At 44.9% G+C, this 17,507-nt stretch carries 19 protein-coding genes; 2 read left to right on the top strand and 17 right to left on the bottom strand.

The annotated features are described in order from the left end of the window. Positions 1 to 35 precede the first annotated feature (35 nt). Entirely contained in the window at positions 36 to 734 is a 699-nt protein-coding gene (locus A3IK_RS0107155; protein WP_020559294.1) for a hypothetical protein, read from the top strand. 53 nt (positions 735 to 787) lie between these two features. Here A3IK_RS0107155 and A3IK_RS0107150 read toward each other — a convergent pair whose 3' ends face one another. From A3IK_RS0107150 to A3IK_RS0107090, 13 genes are all read right to left on the bottom strand, one after another. After that, positions 788 to 1,363, bottom strand: a complete 576-nt coding sequence (locus A3IK_RS0107150; protein ID WP_020559293.1) for a hypothetical protein — start codon at positions 1,361 to 1,363, stop codon at positions 788 to 790. 22 nt (positions 1,364 to 1,385) lie between these two features. Then, complete coding sequence (locus A3IK_RS0107145; protein ID WP_020559292.1) at positions 1,386 to 2,555, bottom strand: M20 aminoacylase family protein; 1,170 nt, start codon at positions 2,553 to 2,555, stop codon at positions 1,386 to 1,388. A 52-nt stretch (positions 2,556 to 2,607) separates the two neighbouring features. Next, positions 2,608 to 3,084: an outer membrane lipoprotein gene (locus A3IK_RS0107140; protein ID WP_020559291.1), complete on the bottom strand. Its 477-nt coding sequence runs from the start codon at positions 3,082 to 3,084 to the stop codon at positions 2,608 to 2,610. Further along, positions 3,081 to 3,503: a DUF1841 family protein gene (locus A3IK_RS0107135; RefSeq protein WP_020559290.1), complete on the bottom strand. Its 423-nt coding sequence runs from the start codon at positions 3,501 to 3,503 to the stop codon at positions 3,081 to 3,083. The genes A3IK_RS0107140 and A3IK_RS0107135 overlap by 4 nt, the downstream gene beginning before the upstream one ends. Beyond that, the gene (gene nth, locus A3IK_RS0107130) at positions 3,503 to 4,135 is read right to left on the bottom strand and encodes an endonuclease III (RefSeq protein WP_020559289.1); all 633 of its coding nucleotides are present in this window, start codon (positions 4,133 to 4,135) and stop codon (positions 3,503 to 3,505) included. The genes A3IK_RS0107135 and nth overlap by 1 nt, the downstream gene beginning before the upstream one ends. After that, the gene (locus A3IK_RS0107125; RefSeq protein WP_020559288.1) at positions 4,132 to 4,839 is read right to left on the bottom strand and encodes an electron transport complex subunit E; all 708 of its coding nucleotides are present in this window, start codon (positions 4,837 to 4,839) and stop codon (positions 4,132 to 4,134) included. Before A3IK_RS0107125 ends, nth begins: the two co-directional genes overlap by 4 nt. Then, complete coding sequence (gene rsxG, locus A3IK_RS0107120; RefSeq protein ID WP_020559287.1) at positions 4,836 to 5,510, bottom strand: electron transport complex subunit RsxG; 675 nt, start codon at positions 5,508 to 5,510, stop codon at positions 4,836 to 4,838. The genes A3IK_RS0107125 and rsxG overlap by 4 nt, the downstream gene beginning before the upstream one ends. Continuing rightward, positions 5,507 to 6,502, bottom strand: coding sequence for an electron transport complex subunit RsxD (rsxD, locus tag A3IK_RS0107115; RefSeq protein WP_020559286.1), 996 nt, complete (start codon positions 6,500 to 6,502; stop codon positions 5,507 to 5,509). The genes rsxG and rsxD overlap by 4 nt, the downstream gene beginning before the upstream one ends. Continuing rightward, entirely contained in the window at positions 6,499 to 8,079 is a 1,581-nt protein-coding gene (gene rsxC, locus A3IK_RS0107110; RefSeq protein ID WP_020559285.1) for an electron transport complex subunit RsxC, read from the bottom strand. The genes rsxD and rsxC overlap by 4 nt, the downstream gene beginning before the upstream one ends. Further along, a complete protein-coding gene (gene rsxB / locus A3IK_RS0107105) occupies positions 8,076 to 8,654 on the bottom strand; it encodes an electron transport complex subunit RsxB (RefSeq protein WP_020559284.1) in 579 nt (192 codons plus the stop codon). The genes rsxC and rsxB overlap by 4 nt, the downstream gene beginning before the upstream one ends. 1 nt (position 8,655) lies before the next feature. Then, a complete protein-coding gene (rsxA, locus tag A3IK_RS0107100; protein ID WP_020559283.1) occupies positions 8,656 to 9,237 on the bottom strand; it encodes an electron transport complex subunit RsxA in 582 nt (193 codons plus the stop codon). Positions 9,238 to 9,618: 381 nt separating this feature from the next. After that, positions 9,619 to 10,620 (bottom strand): 4-hydroxythreonine-4-phosphate dehydrogenase PdxA, encoded by a 1,002-nt coding sequence (gene pdxA / locus A3IK_RS0107095; RefSeq protein WP_020559282.1) that lies wholly within the window; start codon positions 10,618 to 10,620, stop codon positions 9,619 to 9,621. Positions 10,621 to 10,738: 118 nt separating this feature from the next. Beyond that, on the bottom strand, positions 10,739 to 12,910 hold the full coding sequence (locus A3IK_RS0107090; RefSeq protein ID WP_020559281.1) for an LPS-assembly protein LptD: 2,172 nt from the start codon (positions 12,908 to 12,910) through the stop codon (positions 10,739 to 10,741). 750 nt (positions 12,911 to 13,660) lie between these two features. Here A3IK_RS0107090 and A3IK_RS0107085 point away from each other — a divergent pair. Further along, positions 13,661 to 14,083, top strand: coding sequence for a hypothetical protein (locus tag A3IK_RS0107085; protein ID WP_020559280.1), 423 nt, complete (start codon positions 13,661 to 13,663; stop codon positions 14,081 to 14,083). Positions 14,084 to 14,167: 84 nt separating this feature from the next. Here A3IK_RS0107085 and dapE read toward each other — a convergent pair whose 3' ends face one another. The 4 genes from dapE to cysG are packed head-to-tail and all read right to left on the bottom strand — an operon-like array spanning position 14,168 to position 17,504. Then, the gene (gene dapE / locus A3IK_RS0107080; protein ID WP_020559279.1) at positions 14,168 to 15,295 is read right to left on the bottom strand and encodes a succinyl-diaminopimelate desuccinylase; all 1,128 of its coding nucleotides are present in this window, start codon (positions 15,293 to 15,295) and stop codon (positions 14,168 to 14,170) included. Between the two features lie 34 nt (positions 15,296 to 15,329). After that, positions 15,330 to 15,677, bottom strand: coding sequence for an ArsC family reductase (locus A3IK_RS0107075; RefSeq protein ID WP_020559278.1), 348 nt, complete (start codon positions 15,675 to 15,677; stop codon positions 15,330 to 15,332). Next, on the bottom strand, positions 15,677 to 16,057 hold the full coding sequence (locus A3IK_RS0107070) for a S24 family peptidase (RefSeq protein ID WP_020559277.1): 381 nt from the start codon (positions 16,055 to 16,057) through the stop codon (positions 15,677 to 15,679). The genes A3IK_RS0107075 and A3IK_RS0107070 overlap by 1 nt, the downstream gene beginning before the upstream one ends. Positions 16,058 to 16,061: 4 nt before the next feature. Continuing rightward, positions 16,062 to 17,504 (bottom strand): siroheme synthase CysG, encoded by a 1,443-nt coding sequence (cysG, locus tag A3IK_RS0107065; RefSeq protein WP_020559276.1) that lies wholly within the window; start codon positions 17,502 to 17,504, stop codon positions 16,062 to 16,064. Positions 17,505 to 17,507: the final 3 nt, after the last annotated feature.

The following is a 17,507-nucleotide window of genomic DNA, read 5'->3' as shown; positions in this document are numbered from 1 at the left end:
TAATCCGTAGCCTTAATCATTAGATGAGGATGGCTATGGATGGGCTGCAATACCTCTTTGCTTATTGTGAGCGGGGTAGCGATATTTCTACATGGGCTGAACCACTGAACGTGGTTACTACGGGGTTATGGTTTATTGTAGGTATTTGGTTATGGATCTTAGTTCGTACCCAAGGCTTATCTTATCAGCGCCCTGTTGTTCAGTATGTTTTAGCCCTACTTATTATTTTAATAGGGATGGCGGATTTTGGGGTACATACTCAAGATAAGCGCATGGATAAGGGCTTATTATTCTTATTTTTACTAACTTTTAGTGCGCTATATACTTATTTAGCATTGACGCGTTTTTTACGCCTGCAACACAGAGCGGCATTAATTATTACGCTAGGGCTAAGTTTGTTGGGTAGTTTAATGACTATCTTGCCGTGTAAATTAGGTTATTGCTTACCGCCAAGTGCCTTAGGTTTGTTTCCATTAATCCTATTATTGGTAATGACACGTCTATTATACCAGCGCAATCATCCCGCGACTCGTTGGTTAGCAGGAGCCAGTGCTTTACTAGCGTGGGGATTAGTATTTAATGTTTTAGATCAGCCACTATGCCAAGTAACTTTGCTAAATGAGGGTTATGTATTGGGATGGCATTATCTATGGCATATCCTTAGTGCCATTGCTATGTTTTTGCTGACGCAAGCGATGATTCAATTTTACCGTTATAGTCCTATTGGAAAATAGAGCGAGAGAGCTGGACTTATCTAGCTAGTCAAAAAGGGCAGGATTTAGCATGACTAACTCTTTACTGAGTTATTAATAAAACCGATGCGAGTTAGTACTTGCTTAAATAACTTAACCATTTCTGGCATTAATACTTGCTGGATATAATCTAAAGCCCATTTATTATCTCTAGAGCCAAGTGCATTAGCAATGTGATTGCCAAAAGCTAAACCCATAGAAAAACCGGGTTCTTGTGCGATAGTAGCCCAAGTGGTTTCGGAGTAATCTGCTAAACGTGTATTGAGCTTATTAATAAAATCATTACGATGGTCGCCTGCTGCAAAATCTTGTGCATTATTATGTACATGATCGGCAAGTTTCAGGGCAAATGCAGAAATTAATGCCTCACGATCACTAGCCATTACACTATTATAAGCAATACGATCTAATAAGTGGATTAAAAACGCCATCATTTCTTCTAAGACGGCGATACGCTGCATTTGGGTATCAACTTGGAAATTTTCATTCTCAATTTCCAATAGAGACTGCATACCAATACGCCAGCTATTAAAGGCTAATACACTGACGGTATCTTCTAGCGATATATCCCGTTCTTGATTATTCCATTGAGTTCTCAGCCGAATACGCATAGTGAATATTCCTATTCTGTTTTCAGGTACAACGCTCCTGAACTAATCGCACCCAAAAGCTAGCCCCAAGGGGCAGTATGGCATCATTAAAATCATAGTAAGGATTATGCAAGGGTCTAGTATGAGTTGTTCCACCATTGCCAATCCAAATATAGGCACCTGGACGCTGTTGTAGCATAAAAGAAAAATCCTCGGCTGCCATACTCGGCAAGGGATTCCATAAGGTATTGCTATCGCCTACCAAACTTTTAGCCGCCTCATAACAATATTCAGCTTCCTGCTCAGTATTTTGAGTCACAGGGTAGAGTGATTTAATGGTTAAATCTGCTTGAGCACCAAAAGTCTGAGCCGTTTGGGTGACAATGTGGGCAAGACGCTCTTTGATTAGGGTGCGTTGTTGCTCAGCAAGAGTGCGAATAGTGCCGCAAAGTTTGACATCTTCGGGAATAATATTAATCGCACTACCCCCATGAATTTGCGTAATACTGACGACACCATTGTGCAGCGGACTAAGATTACGGGATACCACCGTCTGCATAGCGAGAATTAGTTGCCCCGCCACCACAATAGGATCGACTACCCCATCAGGCATAGCCGCATGTCCGCCTTTGCCGGTGATAGTGATATAAAAGGAGTCGGTCGAGGCCATCACCGCACCAGCGTGAATGGCAAACTGTCCAGCAGGTAAGTCGGGCCAGTTATGCATACCATACACTTCCTCAATCGGGAAGCGGGTGAATAAGCCTTCCTCAATCATGCGTTTCGCACCCGCAAAACCTTCTTCCGCCGGCTGAAAAATAAAATAGACAGTCCCTTTAAAATCATTATGTTCTGCTAAGTAGGTAGCCGCACCTAATAACATGGTGGTATGCCCGTCATGACCGCAGCCGTGCATTTTGCCCTCATGACACGATTTATGTGCAAAGGTATTGAGTTCAGTGAGGGGCAAAGCATCCATATCCGCGCGTAAGCCAATATGTCGCCCCGTACCTTGAGAGCCTTGCAGAATAGCAACGATTCCCGTCCCCCCTATGTGCTCGTGTACCTCTAAGCCTAAGGCTTTGAGTTGTTGAGCCACTTTTTCGCTAGTACGAAATTCTTCATAAGCCGTTTCAGGATGCTGATGAATATCCCGCCGCCACGTTTGCATGGTTTGATGTAATGCGCTATTCAATGCAATGGGCTGAGTCATGGCAAATACTCCTAGGTGAGGATGGAGGTATCGGATGATACCTCATGCTAGGTTATAAGGGGGCAACGCGTGATACACCATCGCTAGTGACCACCTTAACCTTTTGACCGGCTTTAAATTCATTATCATCCAATTGCACAATGACGGCTGCTTTACCATCGTCAAATTTTAAGGTGATTTCAAGGCCGGGTTGAGCTTTGACGGTACGATCAATAATAGTACCTACCGCACCACCCACGACCGCGCCAGTAACACTGCCGACCATGCTTGTGCCTTCTCCGGGCAGGATACCTTTAGCCGCTGAGCCACCGATTAAGCCACCCGCTTGTTGTCCATTTTGGGAGCTGTTTTGCTCAATCATAATTTTGCGCACACTAATAATTTCACCAAATTTGACGTCTTGTAATTTGCCAGCTTGGGCCGTGGTATAGCTATTACTAGCCGGTGCCGCACCGCAGCCACTTAAGAAGACAGTGCTGCTTAATACGACAGCAGTGAACAGCCCGTATATTACTTGTGTTGTTGTCATAATTTCCTCAGTTGTTCTAGACACGCTAAATAGGCTGCCTCATCAGGGGATTGCTGATTACGTTGTGCTTGCCATAAGCTTTCCGCTAAGCACTCCATCATCTGATGCTCTAAGGCATGGGGAGCATAGTGTACTAATAATTGTTGATACAAGGCGTGAATTCCCGCTGGGCGATCAGTTGCGAGTTGCTCCCGTAAGCCTAAATGTAATCCCATATGTAAAAAGGGATTGGTTTGTCCCCATTCAGGAGCAAAGTCCGTATCTAGATGCCGCTCACTGAGCCAAGCGTGATATTCGGGATGCTCACTAATCACTTGGGCAATTTGTGTCTCCAAGGCATTGAGCGTTTGCCCTTGTTGGGCTTTAGACCACGTTTGACTATAAAACTGACGCAAGGTTGTACGATCAGAACTCAGCATTATACGGTTTTCTCTTTGAAATCACATAGATCAGCCACTATACACGTGGGACAATGAGGTTTGCGAGCGGTACACACATAACGCCCGTGTAAAATCAGCCAGTGATGGGCGTGGAGCAAGTATTCGGGCGGAATATTATTTAATAATGCTTTTTCTACTGCCAACACTGTTTTACCCGGTGCCAGCCCAGTACGATTGGATACTCGAAAAATATGTGTGTCTACTGCCATAGTCGGCTGTCCAAAGGCGGTATTTAAGATCACATTAGCGGTTTTGCGTCCCACACCGGGGAGGGCTTCTAAGGCTGCGCGGTCAGAAGGGACTTGGGAGTGATGATGTTCAATCAGTTGCTGGCAAGTCGCTATAATATTAGCCGCCTTATTATTATAAAGACCAATGGTTCTGATATAGTCTTTCAACCCATCCACGCCTAAAGCGAGTATTTTTTCCGGGGTATTAGCAATGGCAAATAAGGGTTTTGTGGCCTTATTCACACTTTTATCGGTCGCCTGTGCGGATAAAATGACCGCTATAAGTAATTCAAACGGTGAGAGATATTCCAGCTCAGTACTTGGCTCTGGATCGGCTAATTGCCAGCGACGAAACATCTCTGCACGTTGAGCCGCATTCACGCTACTTCTCCTGTCGTTAAAGGAGCCGTTTTGAGAGGAGTCGTTTTAGAGCGTTGTTTTAAGTACGTATCAATCCCATTTTTGAGTGCTACTAAAAAACCCAGTCCAATAAAAGCCCCCGGCGGAAGGGCGGCTAATAACATACCATGATAGTTAGCGCCAAGGGTTAAGGTTAATGCTTTAGCACTCTCGCCAAACATCAAATGCGCTTGAGAGAATAAGGTGCCTTGGGCAATTAATTCACGCAATCCACCTAATACACATAAGACCAACATAAAGCCTAAGCCCATCATGGTGCTATCGAGCAAGGTATGTAGTGGGGTATTTTTCGAGGCAAAGATTTCAGCCCGTCCAATCACAATACAGTTCGTGACAATAAGCGCAATAAACAGACCCAGCACATTATAAAGCTCATGAAAATAAGCATTCATGAGTAACTCAATCAGCGTCACATTCGCAGCAATAATCAAAACAAACACCGGAATACGAATTTCAGGACGAATCCAATGGCGTACTATGGCAATCGCCACATTCGAGGCGACTAGAGCGACTAGTGTCGCAATACCCAAACCAAAGCCATTAATAAAATTAGTAGTCACTGCCATTAAGGGGCATAAGCCTAATAATTGCACCAGACCCGGATTATTATGCCACAGGCCATCCTTAATGATTTTGCGATAAATAGTCGTGTCAGTATTGCTCATGAATGTTTACCTGTGATCGGTTCGCTGGGGCGTTTGAATAATTCTTCAAAGTGAGTACTTGACCACTCCAATACTCGGCGCACACTGCCCACAATGGCGCGAGGCGTAATCGTAGCGCCAGTGAATTGATCAAAATCCCCCCCATCTTTGCGGACTTTCCAGTGCTCCAGTGTGGGATTACTAAGTGATTTTTGATTAAACCCTAAAATCCAATTGCTGCGCTCTACCTCGATTTTATCGCCAAGCCCCGGTGTTTCTTTGTGTTTGAGTACCCGAACACCCAATAGATTTTGCTTAGCATCTACACCTATGGCGAGCTGAATACGCCCACTATAACCATCAGGAGCGGTTACTACAAAAAGGGCGGCGACGGGTGTTTGATCGTGTCGTGCTCGGTAAATGATTACCGGATCGGCACTACCTAATTCAGGTGCAGGCACCATAATGCGATCAGACAGTAAGGGATTATTGTATAGGGCAGGATCAATAATCGTGCTAAAGCGTTGTAGCAAGGTGTGCTGTTCATTTTCAGCAATCCGCTCTTTAGTCAAATGATTGGCTAAGGCTAGGGTAATCACCCCAATCAGCGCAAATCCGGTTAAAAAAACCGTAGATTGTGCTAAGGCACTGTGTTGTAGCCAAACAGGCAGTACAAGGTTAGGTAGTTTCATAGACCGCGCCTTTGCCCATAGATACGAGGTTGGGTGTAAGTATCAAGCAAAGGAACTGCCATATTCATTACAATCACCGCAAAGGCCACCGCATCAGGATAGCCGCCCCAAGTACGAATGATATAGAGCAAGGCACCAATACTAAAACCAAAGACCAGCTTACCCACCGGGGTAGTGCTGGCAGTGACCGGATCGGTGGCAATAAAAAAAGCCCCTAACATGGTGGCACCGCTGAATAAATGAAAGATAGGGGTGGGGTAGTTATCAGGGCTATATAACCAAAATAGGCTCGCGAATAGGCTTAAACCCAGCAGCATAGCCACTGGAATATGCCACGTAATAATCCGCTTATAGAGCAACCAACCCCCTCCTATTAAATAGGCAAGGTTTATCCATTCCCAGCCTTGACCGCCTAATAGCCCCATGCTTTGAGTTTGTAACAGTTGGCTCGGCGTTTGGTGCAGACTCAGCCCGGTTTTCATACTATCTAGCGCTGTTGCATGTGTATACGCATCCCAGCCGCTAAAACCAGAGCCAAATACTTGCAGCAGGGTACTATGAAAATCTAATACCCCAAAACCACCACTAGCCACAGGCCAGACCGTCATTTCGAGTGGGAAGGAGACTAAAAGGGCAGCATAACCGACCATAGCGGGATTAAAAGCGTTATAGCCCAAACCACCGTATAAGTGCTTGGCAATAATAATAGCCATGACTATACCCACGGCAATGACCCACCACGGCGCATAGGGAGGTAAAGCTAGGGCTAATAAGCAGGCGGTTAATACAGCACTATAATCGGATAAAAAGGGCTTAATCGGGCGCTTGCGTAGATATAAAAGCAAAGATTCCAATGCGACGGCTAATAGGCAGGCAATGAGTAAATTAGTCAATACGCCCCAGCCAAAAAACCACAGCATCAGAGCAATGCCCGGAATCAGGGCTAATAAGACGAGCTGCATTACTTGAGCAACGGTGTAGTTTGGATTCATGCCTTATTCTCTGGGATGGGACTGGTTTCGGTAGCCGCTTGTTGCGCTTTTTTAGCTTTGGCGCGTTCTAATGCAGCTTGAATCGCCGCTTTTTTAGCATCCATTTCGGGGGATGTACTGGAAGTCTGTGCGGCGGAGTCTTGTAGGGTGGTTTTATGTTTGGTGAGTTTTTCTGCCTTTTCTCGCTGAGCGCGTTCTAAGCGTTCTTGGCGGAATTCATGACGACTTCTAGCTATCTCGGCTTTTTGACGGGTTTCGCGTTGGGTTTTAATTTCCGCTTTGGCAAAACGGTAATAGTCCACCAGTGGAATATGGCTGGGGCATACATAGCTACAACAGCCACATTCAATACAGTCAAAGAGGTGATAGCGCTCGGTTTGCTCTAGATCTTTAGCGCGGGCATGCCAATAGAGTTGTTGTGGGAGTAAATTCACCGGACATACCTCGGCACAATGTCCACAACGAATACAGGGCATGATGGTTTCGGGCTTAGGCGGCGTGCGAACTAATACACAATTTGTTGCCTTGACTACAGGCGTAGTAGAAGAGTGTAAGGGCAGGGGCATCATTGAGCCACCCATACTGAGTACGGGATTGGTTACAGTAGCGCCCTGAGCGGCATCCACGAGGCGCTGTATGGGGAGGCCGAAAGGTACGTCAAAATTACCCGCTTGCTTAATCGCATCCCCAGAAATCGTCACATAGCGACTAATTAATGGTTCGCCTTTTACCACTGCTTGATAGACCGCACGGGCAGTACCTACATTGACGCATAATGCACCGGCATCACCCCCGCGCCCACCACTCGGTACTTCTTTGCCGGTTAGAATATAGGTAAGTTGTTTTTTAGCACCAGAGGGATAGATAGTGGGAATCGTCACCACTTCAATAGAAGGTAGTTGAGCGGTTTCTACCGCCTGTTGCATGACTGCAATAGCGGCAGGCTTATTATCTTCAATGCCAATTTTGCACACTTGTGCTTGTAGCATGTGCATGATGATTTTAGCACCTGCCACAATCTCATCCGCATGTTCCTGCATGAGGCGATCATCGCAGGTAATATAAGGCTCGCATTCAGCCCCATTGAGAATGAGGGTAGGTATGGGTTGTGGGACATTGAGTTTGATATCGGTTGGAAAGACTGCCCCCCCTAAACCTACTACACCACAGTCACGTACTCGCGTGACTAAAGTCGCTAAATCAGTATGCGAATAATCTAAGCTAGGAAAACGACTATTACCCCAGTCCTCTAAACCATCGGCCTCAATGACGACACATAAATCCGGTAAGCCCGACGTATGGGCAATCGTATGTGGCTCAATGGCAAGAATAACCCCGGAGGTACTGGCATGGATGGCAGCACTGATTTTATCTTGAGGTCTAGCCAGTATCTGCCCCTTATAAACATATTGACCGACTACGACCTCTAGATGGGGTTTAGTACCCGTATGTTGTTGTAGGGGAATAATGAAGCGCTCCCCCTGTTGTGGAATGAGGGTTTGAGTCGTGTGCTGACTAGAAGCGGTTTTATGATAATCGGCAAGCTTCAAACCGGCGGGTAAAGCCCAGATGCTCATGTGGTTTGCTCCACGGGGAGAGTGGGCGTCGTAGGGTGTAGCTCATAGACCGGATAAGGCCATTTCCAAGTATCGGGGGCAATAGTTTGAGGCTCCATACTAATACAGTCCACGGGGCAGGGCGGTAAACACAGTTTGCAGCCAGTACATTCACTCTCAATAACGGTATGCATGAGTTTAGAGGTGCCTACAATGGCATCCACGGGGCAGGCTTTAATACACAAAGTACAACCAATACAAATGTTCTCATCAATCACGGCAACGAGGGGGATCGGTTTAGAGGCATGTTCCTCACCCAAAGGCTTAGGCTCTACCCCTAATAATTCAGCGAGTGCTTGCATCGTATCTTCGCCGCCGGGGGGGCATTGATTAATATCCGCCTCGCCTTTCGCAATAGCCTCCGCATAGGGACGACAGCCCGGAAAGGTACATTGACCGCATTGGGTTTGGGGTAAGAGCTTATCGATTTTATCCGCGAGTGGATCGCCTTCGACCTTAAATTTAAGCGCAGCATAACCCAATAAGGAGCCTAAGATAGCGGCTAAGCTCCCGATAATAATAATCGCACTGATCATATTAAGTTTTAACTAATCCTGAAAAGCCCATAAAGGCTAAGGCCATAAGACCTGCTGTAATTAAACCAATCGCATTACCTCGAAAGACTTCAGGTACATCGCTGACCGCAATACGCTCACGGATACCGGCAAATAAAATCATCACTAAGGTAAAACCTAACGCGGCTCCCATTCCATATAGTGCAGACTCAATAAAGCTATGTTGCTTTTGTACATTGAGTAGCGAAACACCTAATACTGCGCAGTTGGTGGTAATCAATGGGAGATAGATACCTAGCACATTATGCAGTACAGGACTGGTTTTACGAATGGCCATTTCGGTGAAACCTACTATGGCGGCAATGACTAAAATAAAGCTAATAGTACGTAAGTAGTCTAAGCCAAAAGGCGCTAGTAAATAAGTACTTACCATATAACTCAGGGTAGAGGCGAGAGTCAGTACAAAGGTCGTGGCTAACCCCATACCCATAGCAGTATCAAGGCGGCGTGATACCCCCATAAAGGGACACAATCCCAGAAATTGGGAGAGCACAAAGTTATTCACCCACACGGTGCTAACTAAAATGAGGAGATAATCAGTCATTATGGGTCATCATAAAAATTATTGAAATATTCACCATTGAGGAATGTCAAATTTCAGCTTGCTTTCATTTAAGGCGCGTTATTCTGACATAAAAGATAGAAGTTAACCTAATCTCAAATACACTAACTAAGGGCAATGATTAGGAATATCGTGGGAAAATCCGAGTAATTTTAAGGGTATACGGTATTGCTTAATAGGACTAAAATCGGTATCTTAAGTAGTATATTATAAAATTCTAATTTTAATAGGGAATTTTTGGTTTAGGAAGCTGTCATAGCATTGATGAGGGGAATAGAGGAAGTCTGCTGAACACAGTGGGTTTCACATATCCTCCTAGCGGTTGGGGCATCTGCAAGTGATGCCCCTTTTAATTTCTGGGTATTATAGCGCCATTACCTGCCGCTGCGTAATCTCTAAGGCTAATTGTATAGCGGTTGACATACTTCCTGTATCAGCCATACCCGTACCAGCGAGATCTAATGCTGTACCATGATCAACCGAGGTACGAATAATGGGCAAACCTAAAGTGATATTCACCGCTTGCCCAAATCCAGCATATTTCAATACCGGCAAACCCTGATCATGAAACATGGCTAATACCGCATCAGTAGTTTCTAAATGACGTGGAGTGAATAAGGTATCCGCAGGTAGAGGGCCTGTTACATTAAAACCTTGCTGCTGCAGATCACGAATCACCGGAATAATGGTATCAATCTCTTCCCGACCCAAATGTCCGCCTTCGCCCGCATGGGGATTCAGGCCACACACCAAAATACGGGGATTGGGAATGCCAAAGCGGCGCTCTAAATCATGAGCCAAAATAGTAATGACTTGTTGTAAGCCCTGATAAGTAATGGCTTCACTCACGGCTTTAAGGGGTAAATGCGTGGTGGCTAAAGCGACCCGTAAACGTCCTGCTAGCAATAACATCACCGGCAGTGGGGCGCGAGTTAATTCGGCAAGGTATTCAGTATGCCCCGTAAAGGGGATACCCGCATCATTAATAATCCCCTTATGGAGGGGGGCGGTTACCATGGCAGCGAATTCACCCTTTAAACAACCCTGAGTGGCACGGTCTAAAGTTTGTAACACGGCTTTAGCATTTTGCACATTCAACTGCCCAGCAATCACGGGAGCCGGACAATCCACAGCATCAATAAAAATTTCGCCAGCTCGACAGGGGCGTACAGCTTCATGGGGTTGATAAGGGCGCAGACGCAAATTAAGCCCTAAGCGCTTAGCACGAGAAGCGAGTACATCAGGATCACCAATTACCACCATATCGGCAGGCCAAGTCATACGACTAGCTAGGGTTGCAATAATATCTGGACCAATACCAGCAGGTTCACCACAGGTGAGGGCAATACGCGGACGTACACTCATAACAGTTCCTAATGTTTTAATGGGCACTCAAGGCGCAAAAAAATTAGAGTTGCGATTAATAATAAAGTACTCGAAAGCCTAAATACTCACCAATACTTTACGACAAAGTGATATAGGGTTACTCAAAGCCAGTAACACGATTTTGTAATAGGGTTCGTGCGCTGCTGCCAAAATTCCCTAGACCTTTTAGCTCAAATTCTAGAAAAATAGCTTGGTCATAGTCGGTAGAGTCGCTTTGTAAGTACCGATGGGCAGCGATGCGCGTTTTCCAGCAACAGCTTTCGTATTGTACACCGCCTACCGTTTCTAAGGTACGCTGATTTTTAAGGTCATAATCCCAACCTGTTGCCGCCTTCCAGCGATTATTAATGGGCGTCAGGGTGGTGAAGCCTAGTGCCTCATAATTATCCTTGCGCTTGCCATAAGTCAGATTCAATAAACGCCCGCGCGGGTCTTTATAGTTCAGCTCGGCTTGGGAGGCAGTCAGCGAGCCTGTCTTGGTATCATAAAACACACTACTCGTCACACGCGTCCGCGCATTTAATTCACCGGATAACTCTGTGACTACTTCAGAGCGTTTACCCGTTTGAGCGTCTTGATCGGGTAGTGTGACTCGACGATCATCAAAATAAGTAATTTGTCCAATACTCGCCCGTAATTTTTCACGCCCGGTTTTAGTATCTTGAAAGCGGGTAGTCAGTGAAGTTGCTAAACGATTGGCATCATTAATACGATCTTTCCCCGTAAAACGATTTTCAGTAAATAGCTCATCATAAGTTAAGGTTTTTTCTGAGGTATCAAAAATAGGAATATCAGCCTGATTTTTATAGGGGGTATAAGTATAAAATAAACGAGGCTCTAAGGTCTGAATAATATTATCCGCCCGGCGTTTTTCAAAAATTAAACCACTATCTAAACTAAGAGTCGGTAGTGTACGGCTAATATTACTTTTATCATCGCGATCAATAGCATAACTAGTATGATCTAGACTAATACTCGGACGAATAAACCCCCATTCTTTTTCAATAGGTTTAGTCGCTTTTATTTTGGTATGAAAGCGTTGGGTTTTAGGTTGGTTTTTACTATAAAAATAAGTGTAATCGGTAGCGGTTTGTAGCTGAAAACCCAAAGGTTTTTGCTTGGGTGTAAAGTTAAAGGTGAATTGCGGCAAGCGAGTGTAAGCATCTGTATCGGTAGTTAAAATTTGGAAATCTTGTGCTACCGCATTGAATGACCAATTCCTACCGTTTAAGTTATAAGTCAATTTACGCTCAAGATTGACTGTGCTAGTAGCCGCTAGTGAGCCGCCAAAATCATCAATATAATCATTATCCGAGACACCGCCTGCTTTTAGGGTCAGAGAGCCTTTTTTGCCTTGATCGAATTGCATACTATGATCAATATCAAACTGATAGCGTAACTTATCCTCATATTTACGATCACTAGGCAGAAAGTTAAAAATAAACTTGCCTTTATACTGAGGTTGTAAGTAGCGAAATTCATTTTTAACTAATAAGCCACGTTGACTTAATACGGCGGGAGCCACTGTTAAATCATAATTAGGCGCTAAGTTAAAGTAATAGGGAAAGCTGATTTGTAACCCTGAGTTATCATCACTTTTAAATTCAGGGACTAAAAAACCGGATTTACGCTTATTTTCCAAAGGAAAAGAAAAATAAGGGAAATAAAAAACTGGTATATCTTTAATTTTAAATTTGACCTTACGTGCAACCCCACGATTTTCTTGATGATGCAGTTCAATCTGATCGGCTTCAATGCGCCAGCTTTCATTTTGGGGTGGGCAAGTGGTATAGGAAGCAGCGTTGAGTTGCGTGAGACGCTCACCTTCACGAATCATTTTAGCGCCACGACCCCGCGCATCGGAGCTAGGGAAACGATAATAAACATCAAAAATTTCCCCTGCCTCGGTGCCTAGATTGTAATTAATACGCTCACTATTGATTTCGAGTTTTTCACTTTCGAGGCGTACTTTACCACTAGCATTCACTTGCTGAGTTTGCTTGTTATAGGTGGCTCTGCCTGCGCGTAGGGCTTGTTTGGTTTGAGCAATAATAACATCGCCCTCTAGCACGGAATCGCCTTGCTCTTGCAGAAGCGCACTATCGGCTTCCACGTAAGTGGCTTCGGGATCAAGCTGACTGGGTTTGGGAATAGTATTAGCGCGTGGCGTAGGTGGGCACACCTTCCAATTATCAGGAGTCGCAGCCAAGGTAAGCGCTGGGCTAATCGCTAAGCTCAAGGCTAAGTAACGCAAGGATGAGAGCGGCAATATTATTCTCCATTATAAATCGACCTAGGATAAGTCGTCTTAGATCCATTGATCGGGCGGATTAACCCATCACAACCCCTTATCAATAAGGTGCTAACCTTCTCATACTCTCGTTAGACAGACAACGCCCATGCCAAGAGCAGCTTAACTTTAACTGGCTGAAAAGGATCTTAATTGCCTAACAATTCTGTTTATGTGACGCGATGTGACTTAAATGCGAGTCATTGATCACTAATACTGAATTTTAGGTGAATAAAACCACATAAACTAGTTGAAAATTAAGCTGTTTTTGATGAATTATAGCTATATTAATTTTGTGTTAAGTTTTGCTTAACCTATTGATTAGAATATTTAATAAGCACTATTATAACTAACTGATTATAAATATTTTTTATTTAAAACGTTATTTGAAAAAATAATGTGACGGTCACTTGTAAAAAGTTACTTCATTTTTGCTGAAGTTTTGCATAGTTTATTATTTAGTCTTCTGCCTGAAAAGTTTTTTATAGCAATATAAATGATTATTTTGAAAAAAGATTGCTAGATGATTAAGTTTTTTCAAGAGTTGTAGGGCTTCGTCTATCGATACTATCTATAATTAATACCTATTAATGGTGTAAATTTCACTCAATAATTAAGGTTTGAAATACTTAAGATATTTTACAATGGTTTTTAATTTGTATAGTATTTATTCGTTAAGAGGGAATTTCCAAGGTGGAAGTATTCTAATAAGTAGAGTGGTTTGAAAAAATGAGACAGTCTGAGCAAATGCGGGTTGATGGTAATAATACTGATTACTATCCTAGTCTAAATATCCCATTACGGCGGCGTGGTCGGCCTAAGGGTGCAACTTCAGCCTCTTTGTCTGAGGTACGTGCTCAAGCGGCAGAGGAAAAACGGCAGTTACGTGATCATTTAGAGGAGAAAATTGCCGATTTACGCCAGCAATTACAAGAGGTCGAGGAGCATTATCAAAGAGAATTAGAGGAGTTACGTGAGGCGCTTAATATTACGCGTAAACGTGAAGAATCCTATCGTATCGCGCTTAAAGATCGACTCCATGAGGTAGCCGACCATTTACATACGACCTTATTAGATTGGGCAACGGCTGAGTTACAAGAGGGAGAGGTCTATAAACGTAAACGAGGCCGTCCGCGCAAAACATTGAAGTAAGTGAGTCAATGACTAACTAGAGTATCCAAACCGATACCGTAATGGAGTGACTCTAGCTAGAGAGTGGATAGGATTAATGATTAATTAGGCTAATAGCCGTTTGAGAATAGTGTAATACAGTTGGGTCAGTGTTTCTAAATCTTGTACGGGTACACACTCATCGATTTGATGAATGGTCTTATTGATAGGGCCTAGTTCTAGTACTTGCGCTCCCGTTGGGGCAATAAAGCGACCATCGGAGGTTCCACCGGAAGTGGATAACTCGGTTTCAAGAGCACAATGCTCGCGAATGGCTGCTTGAGTAGCGCTCACTAGATCACCTGTAGCGGTCAAGAAAGGCTGACCCGATAGCGTCCAAGTCAGTTCATACTCTAAACCATAGTGAGTGAGTAGTGTCTCTACGGTTTGTTTTAAATAGTCAGCAGTGACTTCAGTAGAAAAGCGAAAGTTAAACCATACCTCCGCCTTACCCGGAATCACATTATTAGCCCCCGTGCCGGATTGTAAATTCGATATTTGAAAGGTCGTAGGCGGAAAGAAGGCATTGCCTTGATCCCAGGTTTTAGCGACTAACGCAGCCATCGCGGGGGCGAGTTTATGGAGTGGATTAATAGCGCGTTGTGGATAGGCGACATGCCCTTGTTTACCTTTTACGACTAAATAGCCAGACAGTGAACCCCGCCGCCCATTTTTAATGGTATCGCCTAAACGTTCATTACTAGAGGGTTCACCCACTAGGCACCAATCGATTTTTTCTTGGCGAGCTTCGAGTGTTTCCACGACTTTAACCGTGCCATTAATCGAAGGCCCTTCTTCATCGCTAGTCAATAGCAGGGCAATCGAGCCTTTATGGTGAGGATAGTCTTGTACAAAGCGTTCTGCGGCGATAGTGAAAGCAGCTATACTACCCTTCATATCCGCTGCACCGCGTCCATAGAGTAGGCCATCCCGAATTTCAGGTTTGAAAGGCTCGCTATTCCATTCAGTTAAAGGGCCGGTAGGAACCACATCGGTATGCCCAGCAAAACAAAAGAGGGGGCGCTCCTCACCACGGCGTAACCACAGATTATCCACGTCCTGAAAGCGTAGGTGCTCGGCTTGAAAGCCTACTGAGTGTAGGCGCTCGGCGAGTATCTGTTGGCAAGTCGCATCATTCGGGGTAACGGAGGGCTGGGCAATGAGCTGTTGAGTCAGTTCTAAGGTGGCAGACATAGTGATCATTCGCTAGTTAATGAGGCGGCGTAGTTTAATGCAAAAATAAGCGTTGGTAACGTTCCACATCAAAACCTAATACCCGCTCCTTACCGTTATCTAACAATGGGCGCTTAATAATACTGGGTTGATCTTCCATCACGGCAATAGCTAGGGTCTCATCCATTTGCTCGCGTGTATTGTCTGGTAATTTGCGCCAAGTCGTCCCTTTGCGATTAATCAGTGCTTCCCAACCTAATTCTGCTACCCATTCACGCAGCAGTACCGGGTTCACCCCTTGTTTTTTATAATCGTGAAATTCGTAGTCAACACCATGATCAGTCAGCCATTGGCGGACTTTTTTCATGGTGTCGCAATTTGCAATGCCGTAGAGTTTGATCATTAGTCATACCATTTGTGATAGGAGCGTCGTTTACCTGCTCGTTGGGTAATCACGCCTGAAATTTGGTTTAGTCCGCTTATTTTAAGCGTCTCATAGACTGGATTAAGCGGCTCTAGAAAGTATTCATTATTCATCCTGCGTAAGCGCCGAAAGATATATTCACCCTGATTATCTTTGGCAAACACAAAAGCGCCTTCTTTAGCATGACCGCTAGGATCAATAATAATAATGCAACCCGTATTAAATTCCGGCTCCATACTATCATCGAGTACCTGTAGAGCAAAAGGCTCAGCCTCGGAGCAACTACTGCCCTCACTGAGGCCTTGGATTAAATCATGCTGTTTAAAAGCTTGCTCAACACTCAGGCGTACTTCATTCATCAACTTATTCCCGTGCGGTATTGCGGCTAAATTCACTCGCGGTGACATGGCGCTCCGGTTGATACCAATGGAGTTTGTCATGTAGACGTACTACCTCACCGACAATAGTTAAGGTAGGAGCATGCACATCCCGCTCTTGTACTAATTGAGGCAAAGTGGCTAGGGTGCCAATATGAACCCGCTGATTGCGTGTAGTGCCTTGTTCGATTAAAGCGGCAGGCATATCAGCAGGCATACCATGCTGAATCAATTCACGACTAATCACTTCAATACCCGTTAAGCCCATATAAAACACCACCGTTTGTTTAGGCTGGGCGAGTTTGTCCCAATCCAAATCAATGCTGCCATTTTTTAAGTGCCCGGTGGCAAAGGTACAGGATTGGGCATAATCCCTATGGGTTAAAGGAATACCCGCATAAGAGGCACAACCGGAGGCGGCGGTAATACCGGGGACGACCTGAAAGGGAATGCCATGCTCTGCGAGGGTTTCAATTTCTTCCCCACCGCGTCCGAAAATAAAGGGATCACCACCTTTTAAACGTAGGACACGTCGCCCCGCTTTGGCTTCTTGCACCAGTAAATCATTAATCCCGTCCTGACCTACAGCATGGTTGGCTTTTTCTTTACCGACATAAATACGTTTAGCCTCTGGATTAGTCATGGCTAAAATCGACTTGGCTACTAAGCGGTCATAAATCACCACATCGGCTTGCTGCATGAGGCGTAATGCACGGAATGTGAGTAAATCAGGATCCCCCGGCCCTGCACCCACTAGGTATACCTCACCTAGATCGGGTTTAGTGCTAGGTGTGGCTAGCATTTGATCTAATTGCGCCCGTGCTTGGGTGAGTTGCCCCGCGTAGACTAGTTCGGCGACCACACCTTTTAGCGCCTGCTCCCAAAATTGTTTGCGCTCTTCTGGGGTAGCAAAATGCTGTTTAACTTTGTCGCGATATTCCTCAGTAATCGCTGCCAATTGTCCACAACTAGAAGGAATGAGGGTTTCTAGTTTCATTTTTAATTGCCGCGCTAATACGGGAGAGGCACCTCCGGTAGAGACGGCAATCGTAACCGGAGAACGATCCACTATGGCGGGCATAATAAAGCTGGAAGCTTCTGGATTATCGGCTACATTAACCAAGATATTGCGTGCCATCGCCAATTCGGCAATATGACGATTCACTTCAAACTGATTCGTTGCCGCCAGCACTAAAAACCAGCCGTATAAATCGCTATCCTCAAAGTATTTGGCTTGATGCGTTAAACACAGCGCTTGCGATTGCTCGGTGAGTAAGGTGGCTAGGTTAGGCGTGAGTTGGGGGGAAATAATGTGTACCTTAGCCCCGTAACGCAATAAGGTAGTGATCTTACGCTCGGCAACGGGGCCACCCCCGACCACAAGGCACTGATGCCCCTGTAAATTTAAAAAAGCGGGAAAATGGTTCATGAG

It is taken from the genome of Thiofilum flexile DSM 14609, assembly GCF_000380185.1.
In the GTDB taxonomy this organism is placed as follows: domain Bacteria; phylum Pseudomonadota; class Gammaproteobacteria; order Thiotrichales; family Thiotrichaceae; genus Thiofilum; species Thiofilum flexile.
Note: the sequence above shows the minus strand (reverse complement) of the source record. Positions and strands in the feature narration are given on the sequence as shown.